This is a genomic window from Helicobacter sp. 23-1046, assembly GCF_053654635.1.
In genome coordinates, this window is record NZ_JBSIUS010000004.1 from 32,610 (window position 1) to 50,956 (window position 18,347).

The 18,347-nt window shown below is 40.4% G+C and carries 19 protein-coding genes; 10 read left to right on the top strand and 9 right to left on the bottom strand.

From position 1 onward, the window contains the following. Positions 1-2 precede the first annotated feature (2 nt). Entirely contained in the window at positions 3-2,738 is a 2,736-nt protein-coding gene (gene polA, locus ACWIUJ_RS08600) for a DNA polymerase I (protein ID WP_454170296.1), read from the top strand. Positions 2,739-2,829: 91 nt separating this feature from the next. Here polA and ACWIUJ_RS08605 read toward each other — a convergent pair whose 3' ends face one another. Next, the gene (locus ACWIUJ_RS08605; protein ID WP_454150235.1) at positions 2,830-3,429 is read right to left on the bottom strand and encodes an NAD(P)/FAD-dependent oxidoreductase; all 600 of its coding nucleotides are present in this window, start codon (positions 3,427-3,429) and stop codon (positions 2,830-2,832) included. A gap of 117 nt (positions 3,430-3,546) precedes the next feature. Next, a complete protein-coding gene (locus ACWIUJ_RS08610) occupies positions 3,547-4,062 on the bottom strand; it encodes a phospholipase D-like domain-containing protein (RefSeq protein ID WP_454150233.1) in 516 nt (171 codons plus the stop codon). A gap of 86 nt (positions 4,063-4,148) precedes the next feature. Between ACWIUJ_RS08610 and ACWIUJ_RS08615 the strand changes: the two genes are divergently transcribed. The 8 genes from ACWIUJ_RS08615 (at position 4,149) to ACWIUJ_RS08650 (ending at position 10,913) form a co-directional block, all read left to right on the top strand. After that, entirely contained in the window at positions 4,149-6,125 is a 1,977-nt protein-coding gene (locus tag ACWIUJ_RS08615) for a hypothetical protein (protein ID WP_454170298.1), read from the top strand. Next, the gene (gene gmk / locus ACWIUJ_RS08620; RefSeq protein ID WP_454150230.1) at positions 6,122-6,727 is read left to right on the top strand and encodes a guanylate kinase; all 606 of its coding nucleotides are present in this window, start codon (positions 6,122-6,124) and stop codon (positions 6,725-6,727) included. The genes ACWIUJ_RS08615 and gmk overlap by 4 nt, the downstream gene beginning before the upstream one ends. Positions 6,728-6,775: 48 nt before the next feature. Beyond that, a complete protein-coding gene (tatA, locus tag ACWIUJ_RS08625; protein WP_454150228.1) occupies positions 6,776-7,009 on the top strand; it encodes a twin-arginine translocase TatA/TatE family subunit in 234 nt (77 codons plus the stop codon). A gap of 17 nt (positions 7,010-7,026) precedes the next feature. Then, positions 7,027-8,670 (top strand): arginine--tRNA ligase, encoded by a 1,644-nt coding sequence (gene argS, locus ACWIUJ_RS08630; protein WP_454170300.1) that lies wholly within the window; start codon positions 7,027-7,029, stop codon positions 8,668-8,670. A 24-nt stretch (positions 8,671-8,694) separates the two neighbouring features. Beyond that, on the top strand, positions 8,695-9,450 hold the full coding sequence (locus tag ACWIUJ_RS08635; protein WP_454170301.1) for an AzlC family ABC transporter permease: 756 nt from the start codon (positions 8,695-8,697) through the stop codon (positions 9,448-9,450). Further along, positions 9,443-9,775 (top strand): branched-chain amino acid transporter permease, encoded by a 333-nt coding sequence (locus ACWIUJ_RS08640; protein WP_454170303.1) that lies wholly within the window; start codon positions 9,443-9,445, stop codon positions 9,773-9,775. Before ACWIUJ_RS08635 ends, ACWIUJ_RS08640 begins: the two co-directional genes overlap by 8 nt. Positions 9,776-9,836: 61 nt before the next feature. Beyond that, positions 9,837-10,148, top strand: a complete 312-nt coding sequence (locus ACWIUJ_RS08645) for a thioredoxin family protein (RefSeq protein WP_454150221.1) — start codon at positions 9,837-9,839, stop codon at positions 10,146-10,148. A 12-nt stretch (positions 10,149-10,160) separates the two neighbouring features. After that, positions 10,161-10,913: an SIR2 family NAD-dependent protein deacylase gene (locus ACWIUJ_RS08650; protein ID WP_454170305.1), complete on the top strand. Its 753-nt coding sequence runs from the start codon at positions 10,161-10,163 to the stop codon at positions 10,911-10,913. A gap of 2 nt (positions 10,914-10,915) precedes the next feature. Here the strand turns inward: ACWIUJ_RS08650 and gltX are convergent, their stop codons facing one another. Both gltX and ACWIUJ_RS08660 read right to left on the bottom strand, forming a co-directional pair. After that, a complete protein-coding gene (gene gltX / locus ACWIUJ_RS08655) occupies positions 10,916-12,247 on the bottom strand; it encodes a glutamate--tRNA ligase (RefSeq protein WP_454170307.1) in 1,332 nt (443 codons plus the stop codon). After that, positions 12,247-12,762, bottom strand: a complete 516-nt coding sequence (locus tag ACWIUJ_RS08660; RefSeq protein ID WP_454170308.1) for a flagellar FLiS export co-chaperone — start codon at positions 12,760-12,762, stop codon at positions 12,247-12,249. The genes gltX and ACWIUJ_RS08660 overlap by 1 nt, the downstream gene beginning before the upstream one ends. Positions 12,763-12,938: 176 nt before the next feature. Between ACWIUJ_RS08660 and ACWIUJ_RS08665 the strand changes: the two genes are divergently transcribed. After that, positions 12,939-14,297: a M99 family carboxypeptidase catalytic domain-containing protein gene (locus tag ACWIUJ_RS08665; protein ID WP_454150213.1), complete on the top strand. Its 1,359-nt coding sequence runs from the start codon at positions 12,939-12,941 to the stop codon at positions 14,295-14,297. A 3-nt stretch (positions 14,298-14,300) separates the two neighbouring features. On the opposite strand, the gene ACWIUJ_RS08670 is transcribed toward ACWIUJ_RS08665, so the two are convergent. The 5 genes from ACWIUJ_RS08670 to hisF all read right to left on the bottom strand — a co-directional run bounded on the left by ACWIUJ_RS08670 (position 14,301) and on the right by hisF (position 18,257). After that, positions 14,301-15,500 carry an epoxyqueuosine reductase QueH gene (locus tag ACWIUJ_RS08670; protein ID WP_454170310.1) on the bottom strand — a complete coding sequence of 400 codons (1,200 nt, stop codon included), beginning with the start codon at positions 15,498-15,500 and terminating at the stop codon, positions 14,301-14,303. After that, positions 15,497-15,625 carry a hypothetical protein gene (locus tag ACWIUJ_RS08675; protein WP_454150209.1) on the bottom strand — a complete coding sequence of 43 codons (129 nt, stop codon included), beginning with the start codon at positions 15,623-15,625 and terminating at the stop codon, positions 15,497-15,499. Before ACWIUJ_RS08675 ends, ACWIUJ_RS08670 begins: the two co-directional genes overlap by 4 nt. A 16-nt stretch (positions 15,626-15,641) precedes the next feature. After that, positions 15,642-16,829: a 23S rRNA (adenine(2503)-C(2))-methyltransferase RlmN gene (rlmN, locus tag ACWIUJ_RS08680; protein WP_454170312.1), complete on the bottom strand. Its 1,188-nt coding sequence runs from the start codon at positions 16,827-16,829 to the stop codon at positions 15,642-15,644. Beyond that, positions 16,826-17,425 (bottom strand): 5'-methylthioadenosine/S-adenosylhomocysteine nucleosidase family protein, encoded by a 600-nt coding sequence (locus tag ACWIUJ_RS08685; RefSeq protein ID WP_454170314.1) that lies wholly within the window; start codon positions 17,423-17,425, stop codon positions 16,826-16,828. The genes rlmN and ACWIUJ_RS08685 overlap by 4 nt, the downstream gene beginning before the upstream one ends. A gap of 73 nt (positions 17,426-17,498) precedes the next feature. Beyond that, a complete protein-coding gene (gene hisF / locus ACWIUJ_RS08690) occupies positions 17,499-18,257 on the bottom strand; it encodes an imidazole glycerol phosphate synthase subunit HisF (RefSeq protein ID WP_454170316.1) in 759 nt (252 codons plus the stop codon). Positions 18,258-18,347 lie beyond the last annotated feature (90 nt).

Genomic DNA, 18,347 nt, shown 5'->3' on the forward strand with positions numbered 1-18,347 from the left:
AAATGAAAACTATCACGGTAATAGACACTTTTGGCTTTTTTTTCCGCGCTTTTTACGCCCTTCCACCACTTAAAAACAAAGATGGATTCCCAACAGGCTTGCTTTTAGGGTTTTGTAATCTTTTATCAAGTCTCTATAAAGATGAGCAATGCAATTATATAATTTTCGCCCTAGAGGGCGGAGGGGTAAATAGGCGCAAGATTCTTTATCCTCCCTATAAGCAAAATCGCCAAGAAACACCACAAGATTTGGTTTTACAGCTTCCAATCGCCATAGAGTGGATTAACAAAATGAATTTGTTTAACCTTAGCGTAGAGGGATACGAGGCCGATGATATTATCGCCACTGTGGCTACGCTCGCACAAAAGCAAGGATTAAGCGTGCGCATAATAAGCCACGATAAAGACCTCTATCAGCTTATTAACGACCAAACACATATTTATGACCCTATAAAAAAGAGACTTATTGGAGAGAGGGAATGCGAGGAAAAATTTGGTGTGTTGCCTTGCGAGTTTGTGGATTATCAAAGTTTAGTTGGCGATAGTGTGGATAATATCAGTGGAGTTAAGGGCATCGGGGCAAAAAGCGCGTGCAAACTCATCAAACATTTTGGTTCATTGGAATCACTTTATGAACGCACCGATGAAATTGCGGGCATTTTGACTCCCCGCCTTGCCAAAGTTATTGAAGATTCTAAAAACGAAGCATTTATCTCAAAACAACTTGTTTCTTTAGTGCGCGACATTCCGCTAGAGATTGACTTTGCCGCTTGTGCAATGCCAAGCCAAAATCCCCTTTTGCACATTGTTAATGAATTAGAAGAATATGAATTTAAGGGGATTTTAAATAAAATTTTAGGACCAAATTCCAAAGCAACATCAAAAAATGCCAAATATGCAAACGCAGTGCAAAAAAACCCAAATAAAGAGACAAAAGACACCCACACAAGGTTTGAGTATGAATGGGAAGTTATAACAGATTCTAATGCCCTTTTCGCTCTTTTAAAGAGCATATCAAGCACAGCCCAAATCGCCTTTGATACAGAGAGCGATAGTCTTGATACAAGGGTAGCAAACATCATTGGCTTTAGCTTTTGCCTAGATGGGAAAAAGGGCTATTATGTCCCTATCGCACATACCTACTTAGGCGCGAATCAAAACACACAGATTCCAAAACAAGAGGCGAAAAAAGCCATTGAGATGATTTTTGCCCACCCCATCATCGGGCATAATCTAAAATTTGACATAGCCCTTGTGAAAAAAAACTTTTCCATAGAGCCACAGGGCGAAATTGTCGACACGATGATTTTAAGCTGGCTTTTAGATTCTGCAAAGCCTGTGGGATTGGATAAGCAAATGGCACAACACTTTAATCATAAAATGATTAGCTTTGATAGTGTGGTGGATAAAGAGAAAAACTTCGCTAATGTCGAAGTGCATATCGCCGCAGAATACGCCGCAGAAGATGCCGTAGCGACATTTTGCCTGTATAAGCACCTTTTAGGCGAGTTTGATGCAAGAGATTTGGGCGAGATTCTTAAGTTGGCACACGATTTGGAGTTTCCTTTCATCAAAGTGCTCTGTGCTATGGAATCAAGGGGCATACGCATTGACACGACACTCTTTGAGCGACAAGATGACAAAATTAGCAAAATTTTACACACACTAACCAAAGAGATTTATGAGCAAGCGGGCGAAAATTTTAACATCAATTCTCCCCAACAGCTCTCAAACTTGCTTTTTCATAAGTTTGGCTTGCAAAGTGGCAGAGCGGTCAAGGGCGGTTTAAGCACCGATGAAGCCACCCTTAATAAAATTGTAGATTCTCACCCTATAATTCCTCTAATCCTTGATTACAGAGAGATGAATAAACTTAAAAATACCTATATTGAGCCATTATTAAAATATGCTAAGCAAAATCCACAGCACAAAATTTACACTTCATTTTTGCAAACAGGCACGGTTACGGGGCGATTAAGCTCCAAATCTCCTAATTTGCAAAATATCCCTGTGCGGAGTGAATATGGGCGCGAGATTCGCAGGGGGTTTATCGCCCAAGAGGGTTGCGTGCTCATTAGCGTGGATTATTCTCAAATTGAGTTGCGTCTTTTGGCTCATTTTAGTCAAGATTCTTTGTTAATACAATCATTTATGCAGGACAAAGACATTCATTATGAGACGGCATTGCGCCTTTTTGGAGAATCTCAAGCTCAAAGCAAGCGCCCGATTGCCAAGAGTATAAATTTTGGGCTCATTTATGGAATGGGCGCAAGGAAACTTGGCGAAACGCTAAAAATCCCCACCAAAGAAGCGAAACACTATATTGATAGTTATTTTGAGCTTTTTCCCACAGTAAAAGACTATCTTCACACACAAAAAGAACTTTTGCTCCAAAATGGCTATTCTCAGACGCTCTTAGGGCGGAGACGATATTTTGACTTTGTTAATACGAGCGAATTTATGAAAGCAAACTTTTTGCGCGAGGGGGTAAATTGCATTTTTCAAGGGAGTGCGGCAGATTTGATTAAACTCGGTATGCTTGAGCTTCATAGGCGGTATCACACAAGCGATTTGCAAATGCTTTTGCAAGTGCACGATGAGCTTATTTTCCAAGCACCAGAACAAAGCGCAAAAGATTATCTCCCGCACATAGAATCCATAATGAATTCCGTTTATACGCTCAATGTCCCGCTTAAATGCAATGTGAGCGTTGCGACAAATTGGGCAGAACTTAAGTAATGTGGGTGGTTCATTAGCACTTGGGCTTTTTGTTGGGAGCTATTAAGTGGAATCTTTGGTGGTAGTTTTACCACCAAAGGGGTAGTTAGGATTATTTTCTTGATGTTGGCGTGTCGTGGTGATAAGTAACCTCACCAGCTATATCACTTAAAATCGCACACGCTGCTTCACTCGCGCTTCCAATGGTTGTTGTTACCATTGAGGTAATCCCAGAAGCAATGCCTGCTACATACGCCCCGGGCTTCACTTCCTGTCTGCCACTCCACTCTAGGCGCACTTTATTTGGTTTGGGGATTAGTGTATGTGGTCGCACAAACGATTCAAAGCCCTTAATGTCAAATTCGCCCGCCCCTGTGGCAAAAATGACATATTCACTTTTTAATGGGGAAAATCCCTCCCCCTTTGTTTCAAAGTTTCCTTTGCTCCCGCTTACCTCATTTACTTTCCCCTTGATGTAACGCACTTGTAGCATAGAATCTATTTGCTTTTTGATTCCCGCATAAATCTCATCAGCCTTTGCTCCTAGTGGGAATAGCGGCGCATTATAAATTGCTGCACCGTGCAAATCCCCCTTGCCCTCATCGACAATGGTGATGTCAAAATCAAGTTTTTCACCTTTTGCACTTGCTAAAATAAGCGCGGAAGTAAGTCCCGCCACAGAGCCACCAATGATTGTTATAGAATGTTTCATAATGTATCCTTTGTGTTAAATTTGTGTAGCATTGCCCCATAAGTTGAGGCATTGCTACAATGTTTGGGATTGTAATATAAAAATGATAATATTTGTATTTGTTTGTTAAGGTTTTGTTCAAAAGGGCGTGCAGTTTTTATACATTGTCTCAAAATTTTGCACCGCCTTTTGCACCACCTCATTTTGCTGTGTGAAATAAAGCAACTCATAACTTCGTTCAAATGCTTGTTTTGAATAATTTGCCGAGCCTATAATAAGTGTTTTGTTGTCAATTATTGCCATTTTTTGGTGCATTATTCCTGTAATGTCGCCACTTTTTAATCCCTCCAGCGTGCAAACAGCAATATTTTTATATTTTGCTAGGTAACCAATGGTAGAGTTTTTGCTTTGGAGGTTTTGTGATTTGTCATAAATGACTTGCACCTTTATGCCTTTTTTGGCACTATCGCGCAAGACATTGGCAATTTGACGATGTGTAAAAGTGTAAATGGAGATTTTAATTTCGCTTTGTGCATTTGAGAGTGCAGATGTAAGGGCGTTTAAAGCCTCTTTGTTTTCGTTAGGGAGGAAATAAATGCTTTGAGCAAAGCCTAAGGCGCACCAAACAATCCACAAGTGAAAAACTTTTTTCATTTAACATTCCTTAAAAACTAAATTGTTTGGCTATAATACCCTAATAGCTTTAACGATTTTATAAAACTAAATAATAAGGGCGTGCAATGCAGATTCTCTTTATTAACACCAATCCAATTGTTCAAAAGCTTATTGAGGTTACGGCAGCCAAAGCAAATGTGAGACTTATAACAGTGCGTGAGCCTAGTGAAATCGGCGACATTGCCAAATATGATTACATCATCGCTGATGATGGGTGTTATAGTATTGATAAGTCAAAATATAAACAGCTTCTAAAAAATCGCCGTGCGTGCCTTATCTATTCTAAGGAAATGTATAGCGGATTTAGCGAGTATATTAAAAAACCCTTTATCCCCACGCATATTTTAAACATTATCATCGAAGAAATCGCCAAGTCTAAAAAGGAGCATAGCTTTGAATCCATAGAAGAGGAGGTCGTGCCAGAAGATATGAGTGTAGATTCTGTCTTGCAGGCTACACGCGCAATGCGCACGGCTGAAGATTCTCTTTCAAGCCTTGATTTGCTTTCAAAAGAGCTCAATATTAAACACCCAGAAGCCTCACCACAAGAGAAAGTCAATGATAGCTTTGCCAAGCAATCCGCAAGCGAGCCCCCAGCCAAAGAAATAAGCACAGAAGAATTGCTCGCAGATACGGATTTACATAAAGATGAACAAGCACCAGAATCCCTTGATATTGATGATATTAACCTTGATGATTTGGTCGATGAAACAGAATCTACCCCACAAGAAGAAGCCAAAGACACTCCACCACCAGCCACACCACCCCCAGAGCCAACCACCAAAGAGGACAATGAAGCTGAAGCAGAGCCAGCAACCCTAGCTCCAGAGGCAAGCGATACACAACCACAAGTGCTTGATAAGGAGCAAATAAGTGAAGTAAGCGAACTGCTTGATGCTATCGGCGATGAATCCAATGGAGAGACAAAACAAGAGCAAGCCTCCCAACCAGCGACAGAATCTACCCCAAGCGAATCTACAGAGGACGCAATACCAGATTTAGCAGAGGCAAGCGAATCTCCTAGTGAATCCGATACAGCTGGTGAAAGCGATTTGGATTTAGACGCACTTGGTTTAGAGCTTGCGGATAAACCTGATGAATCTACGCAAGAAGCCCAAGAGTTAGACTTAGATTCCATAGATTTAACCCAAGAACCAACTTCTAGCGATGAGGTGGAATCTACCCCACAAGAAGAAGCCACCACCCAAGAATCCCACCAAGAAGCCCAAGAGCTAGAAGATGTAATCCAAGAATCTCCAGAATCTCCCGCGCAAGATGAAGTGCCACAAGAATCTTCAATCCAAGATGAGGTCGCGCACGATGAGGTCGATGAAGTCGCCCAAGCGAGCGAGCTTACCGCGCAAGAAAGTCAAGATAGCGAATCTGATTCCAAGCAAGCCCAAGAGTTTTTTGCTGATACAAGTGCTGAGTTAGGCGAGGCTTCACAAGATGAGGTCTCAGCTAAAGAAGAGCCAGAGCCAGCGACAGAGGTGGCAGAGATGCCACAAGATGAAGCGACACAAGCCCCACAAGAGGCTGAAGAGGTTGCATTAGAAGATATTACAGAATCTCTCCCGCAAGAAGACAATGTGCAAGAAAGTGGCGCAGAGACAAGCGTAGCTGATGAGTTGGGCGAGGATATTGCGCTTGATGAGGTAGCTCTAGCAGATGTAGAAATGCCTGCAGATGAGCCTAGCGCGTCCACAGATGATGTGGCGGACATTGACATAGCCCAAGATTCCCAATCTAGCCCGCAAGGCACGGAAGACTTTAGCAACCTTAATGAAAATGAAGTGGCAGAAGCGTTGGGTGAGGAGCCATTGGCGGAGTCGCAAACCCCACAAGATAGCACATCAAGCGATGAGGTGGCACAACCTCACTCACAATCCGCTGTCTCGCCAGCTGAAATAGATGCAGTGAAAAATGCCATAGGCAAATCTTTAGAGGGCGCGTTGCAGTCTATGGCAAGCAATGAGTTAAAAACGCTGCTTGATGGAATGGAAGTCTCTATTAACATAAGTTTTAAGGACGCCAAAAAATGAGCGCATTGCTTATCCTATCAGGTCCTAGTGGCTGTGGGAAAAGCACATTGAGTGCAGAAATTTTAGCAAAAATCCCTAATGCGTATTTTTCTATCTCTACTACCACGCGCGCTAAGCGCGAGAGTGAGCAAGATGGTGTGCATTATCACTTTGTGAGTGAGGAGGAGTTTCTCACCCACATTAAAGAGGGCAAGTTTTTAGAATACGCACAAGTGCATAATAATTACTATGGCACTTCGTTGTTGCCAATCACACAAGCATTAGAGCAAGGCAGGCTTGTGGTTTTTGATGTCGATGTGCAGGGACACACAAGCATTAAAAAACATTTTGGCAACGCAGTAAAAAGCGTGTTTATCACCACCAAAAACGCGGAGATTCTAAAATCTCGCCTGCAAATGCGCAACACCGATGATGAAGCAACCATAAAGCTAAGGCTCGCCCAAGCTAAAAGTGAAATGCAACATTTAGGCGAATTTGACTTTGTCATTATAAATGATGACATAAACGAGGCGAGGGAGGCTATCGTTTGTATTGCTAAAAGTTTGTTTTATGCAAATAGCGATAAAAATTCTAGCCTAGCAAAAAATTGGCATTATATTTAAGCCTTTTTTGCTATAATGTGGCTTATTTAATTGTAAGGAGAGTGAAATATGGGACCAAGTCCGTGGCAAATAATTGTTATTTTGGTGATTGTGTTGTTGCTTTTTGGTGGGAAAAAAATCCCAGAGTTAATGAAAGGCTTAGGTAGCGGGGTAAAGAACTTTAAAAAAGCTATAAATGAAGAGGACGATGAAGACAAAAAGCCAGAGAATCTACCAAAAGATGCCAACAAGGACATCACACGAACCAATGCTAATGAGCAAAAACCAAGCACACAAGCTTAACAAAATAATTTTTGCAGATGCACAAACAGATAAAATCGCTTTTAGAGAATCTCATAAACACCGAGATTCTCTCTCCGCTTAATATTTCACCCATTGATATTCCCATAGAGCGTCCTAAAAACAAGGATTTAGGACATTTTGCTACGCCTGTGGCGTTTGTGCTTACAAAAATCCTTAAACAATCGCCAAGTGCCATTGCTAATGAAATTTGTCAAAAGCTCAACGAACACGAATGTTTTAGCGAAGCTTCGCAACTCAATGGTTATATTAACCTTACTTTAAGCGCGAGCTTTTTAGATTCCCTATGCGCGAGCGCGCTAAGTGGAAAATATTTTATTGCACAACCCAAAAACAACCAGCGCATTTTGCTTGAATATGTGAGTGCCAACCCGACAGGACCGCTCCATATAGGACACGCAAGGGGAGCTGTCTTTGGCGATAGCTTAAAGCGCGTGGGAGAGTTTTTGGGTTATGATATTGTTACAGAATATTATATTAACGATGCGGGCGCACAGATTACCAAGCTCGGTCGTTCGGTGTTTATGGCACAAAATAATGACTATCCACAGGAATGGGAGGAGGATTGTTATAGAGGCGAGTATATACAAAATATCGCTAAAGAGGCGTTAGGTGCTTTTGGAGCGCAGATTTTCACGGATTCTCACAACACTCAAGCAATAGCCACTTTAAGCACATTTGCCAAAGATTTAATGCTTGCAGAAATTAAACAAAATTTATCTGATTTAGGCATTAGCTTTGATAATTTTGTGAGTGAGAGGGCTATTTTTAGCCAATGGCAAGAAACACTGCAAATCTTGCAAAATAATGACGCCGTGTATGAAAATGAGGGCAAAATATGGCTTAAATCTAGCCAAAAGGGCGATGAAAGAGATAGGGTTATTGTGCGTGAAGATGGCGAGCCAACTTATTTGGCTGGGGATATTGTTTATCATCGTGATAAGTTTTTGCGAAAGTTTGATAGTTATATTAACATTTGGGGGGCAGACCATCACGGCTATATCGCTCGAGTAAAGGCAAGCCTAGAGTTTTTGGGCTATGAGAGTAAAAAATTAGAGATTTTGCTCTCCCAAATGGTGAGTTTGCTAAAAAATGGCGCGCCTTATAAAATGAGCAAACGCGCTGGCACTTATATTCTCGTGCGTGATGTAGTGGATGAGATTGGTGCGGATTGTTTGCGCTTTATTTTTCTTACTAAAAAGCCCGATACGCATTTAGAATTTGACATTCACACACTAAGTCAGCAAGATTCCAACAATCCCGTTTTTTATATCAACTATGCAAATGCGAGAATCCACACACTACTAGGAAAGTCAAATCTCACACAAGCACAAATCACACAATCAAGTATTGTAGAATTTTTAGGACAAAAGGACTGCACTATCGCCAAAGACGCCCAAAACCTGCTTTTTTGCGCATTAAATATTCATCAAGTTATACAATCAAGTTTTGCACAAAGAGAAATGCAAAAAATTTGCGAATATTTACGCGAGCTCGCAAGCCTTTTGCATAGCTTTTATAACGCACATAGAATCCTAGATAATCCCCATCAAACCCCAATTTTAAAAATTTTGCTTGCGGTTTCGCAATCTTTAAGTCTTGGGCTTTCTTTGCTTGGCATTCACGCAAAAACAAAAATGTAATTTATCTCCCACCAAAGCAACACAATGACTGATACAACGCCATACCCTAAGAAATTGGTTTTTAGAGATTCTTTTTATGCGAGTTTGCCTATTATGATTGGGTATTTGTTGCTTGGTGGAGCATTTGGTGTGTTGCTTGGAAATGCTGGATACACCGTTTTACACGCATTTATTATGGGCGTGTGTATTTATGCTGGACTTATGCAATTTGTCGCGGTTTCTTTGCTCGCACAAGGACTTGATTTTATTGCTTTAGTGGTGCTTGCTTTAGTGATAAATGCGCGCCATATTTTTTATGGCATTAGTATGCTTCATAGATTCCAAGATTATACTAAGGTGCGAAAATTTTATATGATTTTTTCTCTCACCGATGAAACTTTCGCGCTTATAAATGTAAAAACACACCCACACAATCAACCGCTTTTTATGTTTTATATTTCCGCACTCAATCAATTTTATTGGGTGGTTGGTGGTTGCTTGGGGGCATTGCTTGCTAAGAGCATACAAGCGCAAGGCTTTAGCACGCAGGGCATTGAATTTGTGATGAACGCCATTTTTATTGTGATTTTTTTAGAACAATGCAAGAAAAACGCAACATTGGCTCTCATTGGTGCTGGGATTGGGATTGTGAGCTTGGCTATTTTTGGAGCAGATTTTTTGTTGTATGCGATGGCTCTTTGTGTTGTGTTTTTTGCGTTAAGCAAGCCTATTTTTGCACCCAAAAGCACCATTCCCACAGATTCTCATACAAGCACTAAAAAGGACGCTTGCAATGATTAGTGCATTTGATTTTACCATATTTGTTTTGGCATTGACGCTTGGGACATTTGCGACACGCGCATTGCCCTTTGTGCTTTTTGCCAAGAAGATTCCACATTTTATTACTTACCTTGGCAAAGTTACACCTAGTGCGAGTATGGGAATCTTGCTGGTATATTGCTATAAGGATACTTCTTTATCGACTTTGCCATTTAATGAGATACTCGCTACTCTTGCGGTGGTGATAATGTATTTGTGTATTCGCGTAGAATTTATTGCCATTGCGCTAGGCACGGGATTATTTATGTTTTTAACACAAAGTCAAATTTTATATCGCCTTTACTAAACATTTAAACAAACACTATAAACTAGCTCCGCGATTATAACTTATCACAAAGGATTACAATATGGTCGAACAAATAAATGCAACGCAATATGAAACGGTTATTCAAAAAGATTCTTGTTTGGTGGTGCTTGGGGCTTCTTGGTGTCCAGATTGTCGCAAAATCGAGCCAATTTTAGAAGAATTAAGCAAGGAATATAAAGACAAAACACATATTTATCATATCTCTATCGATAAGGAATCGGCTCTAAAAGATGCACTAGGCGTGCGTAGAATACCGACACTTATTGGGTATAAAAACGGGCAAGAAATAGAGCGACTTATTGAGCCAGATTCAAAACAAAAAATCCAAACGCTTCTTAACCAAGTGCTTTAGCACAGAATCTGTATGCCAAAATTAGTGGTTTTTAGCGGGGCTGGGCTAAGCGCACCATCGGGCGTAGCGACATTCCGCGATAGCAATGGATTGTGGGCAAATTATGACCCAATGGAAGTGTGTAATTTCCAAAATTGGGAGAAAAACTTCACACTCGTGCATAATTTTTATAATTTGCGCCGAGCCGAGCTTAAAAATGTCGCTCCAAATGCAATGCACCAATATCTCGCCACCTTGCCACAAACGCTCAACGCACAATTATCAAACAAAAAGTGCCCTGAGCGTATAGAAGTGATATACCTTACACAAAATGTCGATGATTTGCTCGAGCGTGCGGGGGCAAAAGATGTGGTGCATTTGCACGGAGAGCTTATCAAACTTGTTTGTCCGCGCTGTGAGAATGTTACCACCATTGGTTATGAGGCATATAATTCTCAGCCTTGTGTGCAGTGTGGCTATGAAAAAATAAAGCCAAAAATTGTATTTTTCTACGAACAAGCCCCATTGTATGCAACAATGTATGAAGTTTTTACTTCTTTAAGAGAGTGTGATTGTGTGCTGGTGGTGGGCACAAGCGGGAGCGTGATAGACATTAGCAGTCTGCTCGCGCTTAATCCTCGCATCGGCAAAAAGATTCTAAACAATCTTGAGCAATCTCAAAGTATCGATGAGCGCGTATTTGATGAGGTTATTTATGAGAGTGCGACTGATGCCATACAGCGCGTGGATTCCATACTTAAGGGCTTTTTTGCCCCGCATTTATGAGGCTAGTTTTTGGGTTTTATGCGTATAATATCGCGTAAGAAAAGTCGCAAAAATGGATAAATCTCATTTAGCTCCAAACCTTGTGCCCTGCCTGTTAGCAAGATTCTAAGAGGCTTGAAAAACATTTTGCCACTAAGCTTGCTGCGCGACATCAATTCTTTTTTGAGCTCTTCATAGTCATTTAACGCGTTGTGATGAGAATCCATAAGCGCGCAAAAGCATTCATAAAGAATCTGCGCCTGCGTGCTGAAATCCTGCCCCTCATAAGTGGCGTAAATATCTTTTGTGTTAAAGATTAAGTCAATTTTTTCACGCACCTCATTAAGCGTGCTTGCTTCTTGGAGATGAAGTTTTGCTAATCCCCCGATACTTGGGTCTTTAGATTCTAAAAGCAGGGCAAATTCTTGCTCGTTAAGCAACTTTAAATGTTCTCTATTGATAAAGCGTAAGCGTGCTAAATCAAACTTCACAGGCGATTTAGCAATTTTATTTATATCAAACCATTCTATCGCTTCATCAAGGGTAAAAATTTCTTTTGGTGTGTTGTTTCCCATTGCCACAAGATAGTTGATAATCGCTTTTGGCAAAAAGCCCTGCTCCAAAAGCCAGCTCACACTAGAAGCACTATCGCGCTTGCTCATTTTACTCCCGCTCTCCCCTAAAATAATGGGCAAATGCGCGTATTTGATGTCTTTGGGATAATCTAAGTTTTTGTGGATAAGAATCTGTTTTGGTGTGTTGCTGGTGTGGTCTTCTCCACGAACGATAAAGCTAATATCATAAAGCATATCATCAACCGCACACGCGAAATTATAAGTAGGAATCTTATCTTGCTTGACAATCACAAAGCTATCAATTTCTTGGGCACTAAAATGCAATTCCCCCTTAATGCAATCTTTGAAAACAATATCATTTTTTGCCCCTCTTAGTCGTATCACGGGGTTTGGATTGGAATCTTTTTGTTCATTTGCCCACGCTTCATCATAGCGAAACGCTCTTTTTTGTGCGATAAATTCTTCGCGTTTTTTGTCTAAAAACTCTGGAGTGCAGTAACAATAAAACGCCAAATCTTTAGCGATGAGATATTCTGCGATTTTCAAGTGATGAGCGAAGTTGTCGCTTTGATAAACGAGTTTATCCCACAGCAAACCAAAGAGATTGAGCAGGGCTAAAATATCTTTATCCTTGCCTTCTATGTTTCTTGCTGTATCGGTGTCTTCTATGCGGATTAAAAAGGGCTCTTTGCTTTGTTTGGCGATAATGTAATTAAAAATGGCGGCACGCAAATTGCCAATGTGCATATCGCCTGTGGGCGAGGGTGCGAATCGAAGCATTATGATTTAAAAAGGCGCGATAAATCCGCACTGCTAACTTGCTCAAAGCGCGCATCATCGCCACCACTAAGGAGAGCGGCAGAGAGCAATGAAAGCAACTCATTAGATTCTTGCTTTTTGTCCTTTATATATGCACTCATAGAGGCGATGTCTTTTGCTTTGAGTGGATTTTCAAAGCATATTTCGTGCAATTCTCCATTTATTTTGGAGGTAAAGTTGGTTTCAAAAATTGGCATACCTAAAAATGCACTTGCATTGATAATGTTTTGCACTTGGACAAAAACGGTGCTTTTTGCGTGGATATAGGCTGGGTTAGATTCTTTGGTTTGCAAAGAATCTAGCCTAGCAAGTTCGCACTCAATCTTGCTAAGGGCGATATTTCCAAGTTGCAACACCCCGATAAATTCATTAAGACCCTTGCTGTCTTGGTTAAATTGCTTAATAGCGTTTTGTGTAGCACCTTCTTGGTTGCTATGAGCAAAGCCTTGTATTGTTTGTGTGTTGAGATGTTCCATTTGAGCTAACTCCTAAAGATAAACTTGTTGAACCACAAAGCATATTTTATTCCTAAAATACCAAAAACGAAGTGCTTTTGGTTTGATAAATGTGTGGCGTTTAGCAAAGATTGTTGTGTTTTTGTGTTATACTTTTTGTCTTTTATTTTTTATTAAACTTGAAGATTAGGGGCATTATGAATTTTGGTGTAAGGGCATTTTTGTTGGCATTGTTGTTTGTCTGCGTTGCTTTTGGTGTGGAGGCAGACAGCAAGGTTAGCCCTATTGATTTTAAAGTCTATGATATGCCTACACAAAATCCTAATGGACCGTTTGCGCTTATAATGTCTGGGATTCAAGGTGATGAGCCCGGAGCGTATAATGCCACAAATATTTTACTCCAATATTACACTATCAAAAAAGGCAATGTGCGTGTAGTCCCATCTCTTAGCCCGCATTCAATGTTTTTTAACAATCGTGGTGTGTTTGGGGATTTAAATCGTAAATTTGCCACACTTAGTGCAAAAGACCCAGAATATGGCGTTATACAAAAGATTAAGGCAGAAATTTTAAAACCAGAGGTGAGCGCGATATTTCATATGCACGATGGGAGCGGGTTTTATCGCGAAGAATATGTGAATGAAATGTTTGGACCAAGGCGATGGGGGAATTGCTCTATTATTGACCAAAATTCTATCAATGTTGAGCATTTTGGGAATCTGCACGATATTATCAACAAAGTTGTTGAGCACACCAATAAGGGCTTGCTAAAGCCTTTCCACCAATATCGTATCCGCAATACCCATACCGCACTCAAAGACACAGAAATGCAAAAATCCCTCACTTATTTTGCTATTACTAATAACAAGCCAGCATTTGCTCACGAAGCCTCAAAAACCTTGCCTCTAAGGGAAAAAACTTATTATCATCTGCTTGGAATCGAGGGCTTTTTACACGCATTGGGAATCGAGTTTGAGCGACATTTTGAGCTTAATCCACAAGCAGTGGCAAAACTCATCAATGATACTTCTATCACGCTAAGCATTCAATCAAACATTCAAATTCCTATTTTTGGGTTAAAAAGCCCGCTTAATTATTTCCCAATGCCACTTAGCGCAAAAAAGGACTTGCAAGGCATAAAGCTCGATTCTAAAAGCTATATTTTGGGATTAGCCCACACGAGCAACAGCACGCTTATTGACATAAAATATGGCAATCGCACAATGGGACGCTTAAAGCCATTGTATTTGGGTTTTGATGATTCGCTTTCTTCGGTGAAAATGTTGCTTGATAACGAGGAGCGTGAAGTTGCTATTGGCTCTATTGTGCGCACAAAAGAGAGTTTTTATATCAAATCAAAAGAGGGATACAGAGCAAATGTGATTGGTTTTGTAAAACCGGGCGATACTTCTAACAAACCGCAAGAATTTGATACACTCGTGCAAAAAAGCAAAATACAAAAGCGATTTTCTGTGGATAGTGCAGAAAAAATGTATAGAGTAGAGTTTTATAAAGATGAATTGTTCGCGGGTATGATTATCGTGGAGTTTGAGTAGGTATTACTGCGTTTTTATCTCTTCGGTGATTCTAAACACATTTTCTTCTTGAAATACAGAGCAAATGCTGAGGCGCAAACTTATAGTGCGCCTCGTATCAAGCACAACAATGGGGTTGATACTTCCAAATCCACATAAACAAATCCTAAGTGCAGATTCTACTTCATAGGGTAATGGATTTTGTAGCATTTCACGCACGCTAGCGTATGAAGTTTCACACAATGCGTTAATGTCCTTTACGCTAAGAAACATACTATCATCTTTGCTTGCTAATCCTACAAATACGCTTTGCATTGTTGGGGTGGTTTGTGGGAGCGATTGTTGCATCTTTTCTAACCCAATGTCATTTTGCACCAAAAATGGTGCGAGAAAATGCGGAGATGGGACAAGCGTTTTTGTCCATACAATGCTTGAAGTCTTTGTGGCATTTTTGCTTTGAGAGTTGCATAGCACATATATGTCAATGGATTCATCGCCACATCGTGCGCTTGCACGAAGCACTCGCCACGCAAGAATGGTGCGCTTGGATAAAATATATGGTGTGTGTGTTTGCTCAAGTTCATCGCGCCGAGCGAAAGTGCGGATTCTATCTTCATTGCTTGCTGGGAGAAATTGCCTACCAACATTTTCGATGAGCTCCAAAGCGATTTTGTTAGATTTTTCGCGTTGCTTATTGAGCGCAAATTCACAACCACAATAATTTTGTCGATACAGGTTGTCTTTTTTGGCAAGGGCAGCTTGCTCTTGAGTGCCGCCATTTGCGCGGACATTAAGTTTTATAAATTCCAAATTATGCTCTTGTGCGATTTTGTCCCCCTGCTCGTAGAGAATCTCTTGCTCTTTCATAGGGCTTGATAAGAGTGTAGAGGTAAATCGCGTAATCCCCCGCGCTTTTGCAAAAATCGCGCTTTGTATAAGACGAATGTCAAAACACTTTACGCATCGCTCGCCTTTTTCTGGTTCATTTTCTAAGCCCTTGACACCATTAAACCAATGTGGTGTTTCGTATTCTCCCTCAAAGAGCTCAATATCAAGCATCGCACAACTTCGTTTCACATCACTTAAGCGCAAATCGTATTCTGCCTTTGGGTGAATGTTTGGGTTATAAAAATACCCGATAAGTTTAGAATCTAAAAACTTTTCGCGTAACTTTTGCAAAAAAAAGTGGCTATCCACCGAACAACAAATATGCACCAAAATCATTTGTCTTCCCCGTTGTTTTTGTTATCTTTGTCTTCATCGCTATATGCAATGCGTAAAAACCACACACTTCCACCGACAAAAACCACAATCAAAAAAACGATTAACACCCAATCCAATATGCCCATTTTTGCTCCTTTGTTTTTATGATAATAATGTTTCATATGAAACATTATTATTGTGAGAATCTTTTGTTTGTTTTGCGTTTAATGTCAATGGCATTTGCATATCGTTAGATTCCGTTGCGTTGTTTTGTGTAGATTTTGCTAACATTTTTTCTCGTAGCTGTCCACACGCTGCGTCTATATCAAGCCCTTTTGATTCTCTAATGGTGCAGAGCAAACCCCTTTGTGTCAAAAAGTCGGCAAACTCCTGTGCTTTTTGTGTGCTTGGACGCGCAAATTCACTTCCTGTGTGTGGATTAAACAAAATTACATTGACTTTGGCTGGGATTTTGTCAAGCAGAGCGAGAAGTTTTTTTGCTTCAATGAGGCTATCATTCACATCTTTAATCATCAAGTATTCAAACATTACCCTTTTACGCAAATCTATGGGGAAAGCACGCACTTCCTCGAGCACTTGAGCGATATTGTATGCCTTGTTGATTGGCATTAGCCGACTACGCAATGTATCATCGACAGCGTGTAGAGAAATCGCAAGTTGCACGCCAAGATTAAGCTGTCCTAGTTTTTTAATTTTTGGTGCAATGCCACTTGTAGAAATCGTCTGTCTGCGTGGCGAAATGCTAAGCCCATCAAGTTCGCTAAGGATTCTAATGGCTTGCGCGACAGAATCTAGATTGTCTAAAGGTTCTCCCATTCCCATATATACGATATTTACGCGTTTTTGTGGGGGAATGTCATTGTCGCGTTTGATTGCCACAACTTGCTCCACAATCTCTCCAGATTCTAAATTTCGCTCAAAACCACCCTTTGCCGTGAGACAAAATGCGCATCCAATTTTGCATCCAATTTGTGAAGAAACACAAATAGTCCATTTTTCGCTCGCGCTCATTCCTCCATTTTCGTCATAGCATTTTTCTTTCATTTGCAATAGCACAGATTCAAAAGTGTGTCCGTCTTTTGTTTCAAAGAGATATTTTTTGCTTCCATCGGTGCTTTTTTGAATCTTTACAATCTTTAGATTGCGCACACAAAATTCTTTGTCTAAATCCTTTCTCATCGTTTTTGGGAGATTAGACATTTGTGAAAAATCGCTGACATAATCCACATATAGCCACTTGTATATTTGTTTGGCGCGAAAGGGTGGATTGAGTATGGTTTTTAGCTCATCAAGCGTATAATTAAAGATATTTTTTTGCGAGTGTATCATATACCCCCCACCAAATCACTTGCTACTTCAAGTGCAAACATTGATAATTTTTTATGCGCATCTTTGTGAAGTGCGATGAAATTTTTATGCGCATCTTTGTCGCAGTGATTTGTAATGCAAAAGATTCCAAGTGCGGGAATCTTAAAATAATCCGCGACTTTTAGAATGGCAAAAAACTCCATATTTTCTAGCAAAATCCCTGCATTTGTCATTTTGTGTGCGAAAGATTCGTCCGTGCAAATGTAGTTGCTACTATTGACAATCGCGCGTGGGCGTGAATCCAAAATCGTGGCTAGATTCGCGCCCAAATTTTTAGATTTGCCCAATGTTTCATATGAAACCATTTCGATTTTGTTCTCTAACGGCGTGTAAGATTCACCCTTGCTGAAAGACGATTCGATTTGCGTGGCGGAGTTGCTTACAAAAATATCTAGCAATTTTATGTCCCTGCTATACGCTCCCGCACTACCGATGAAAATCAAAAATTTGGGATTCTCGCGCAAAATAATCGCCGTTAGCTCGATAGCAGATTCTACCAAGCCCACGCCAATATCTTTGGCAAAATTAAAATTTTCACCCCTAGCACAGATAAACATTTTTGTCCTTTTTTAGATTCGCAGTTTAAAATTGCCACAAATTTCCAAAATTCACTCCAAAATCTCATTAGATTCATAACCGAATCGGCACTCTATTATCCGCCAAATATGTTTTCAAATCAGCGATTGCGATTTCATTATAGTGAAAAATACTTGCAGCCAATGCCGCGTCCGCCCCCGCATTAAAAACTTCTACAAAATCTTGCATTTTCCCCGCACCACCACTTGCTATTATTGGAATCTGCACCATTTTACTTACACATTGTAATCCCTCTGTATCATAACCATTTTTCATTCCATCGTTATCCATACTTGTGAGTAGGATTTCTCCAGCCCCGCGTTCATATACTTCTTTGCACCATTGTGGCAAGTCTTTGCCTGTATCAATTCTCCCACCATTGATAAAGACACTCCACGATTGTGGCGCGATTTTTTTGTAATCAATAGCCACCACCATACATTGCGAGCCAAATCGCTTCGCACCCTCCTCTATCAAATTGGGATTTTTAATCGCAGCAGAGTTAATGCTTACTTTATCACACCCCGCGTTTAAAAGCGCGTAAATATCATCTAAATTTCGCACACCGCCACCCACACTAAAAGGGATAAAAACTTCTTTTGCGACTTTTTTTACCACTTCCAAAATCGCGCCACGATTTTCCACACTCGCCGTTATGTCTAAAAATACAAGCTCATCTGCACCCTCATCATTGTATCTCTTTGCTATTTCTATTGGGTCGCCAGCATCTTTTAGTCCTATGAAATTTACCCCCTTTACTACGCGCCCATCTTTGACATCAAGGCAGGGAATAATGCGTTTTGCAAAGCCCATAGTTATCCTTTCAGCACTTTTTAGAAATTTAAAGTCAAAACCGACTTGTTCTTTATAATTGAGAACATATTTTGCTTTGACAATTATGCC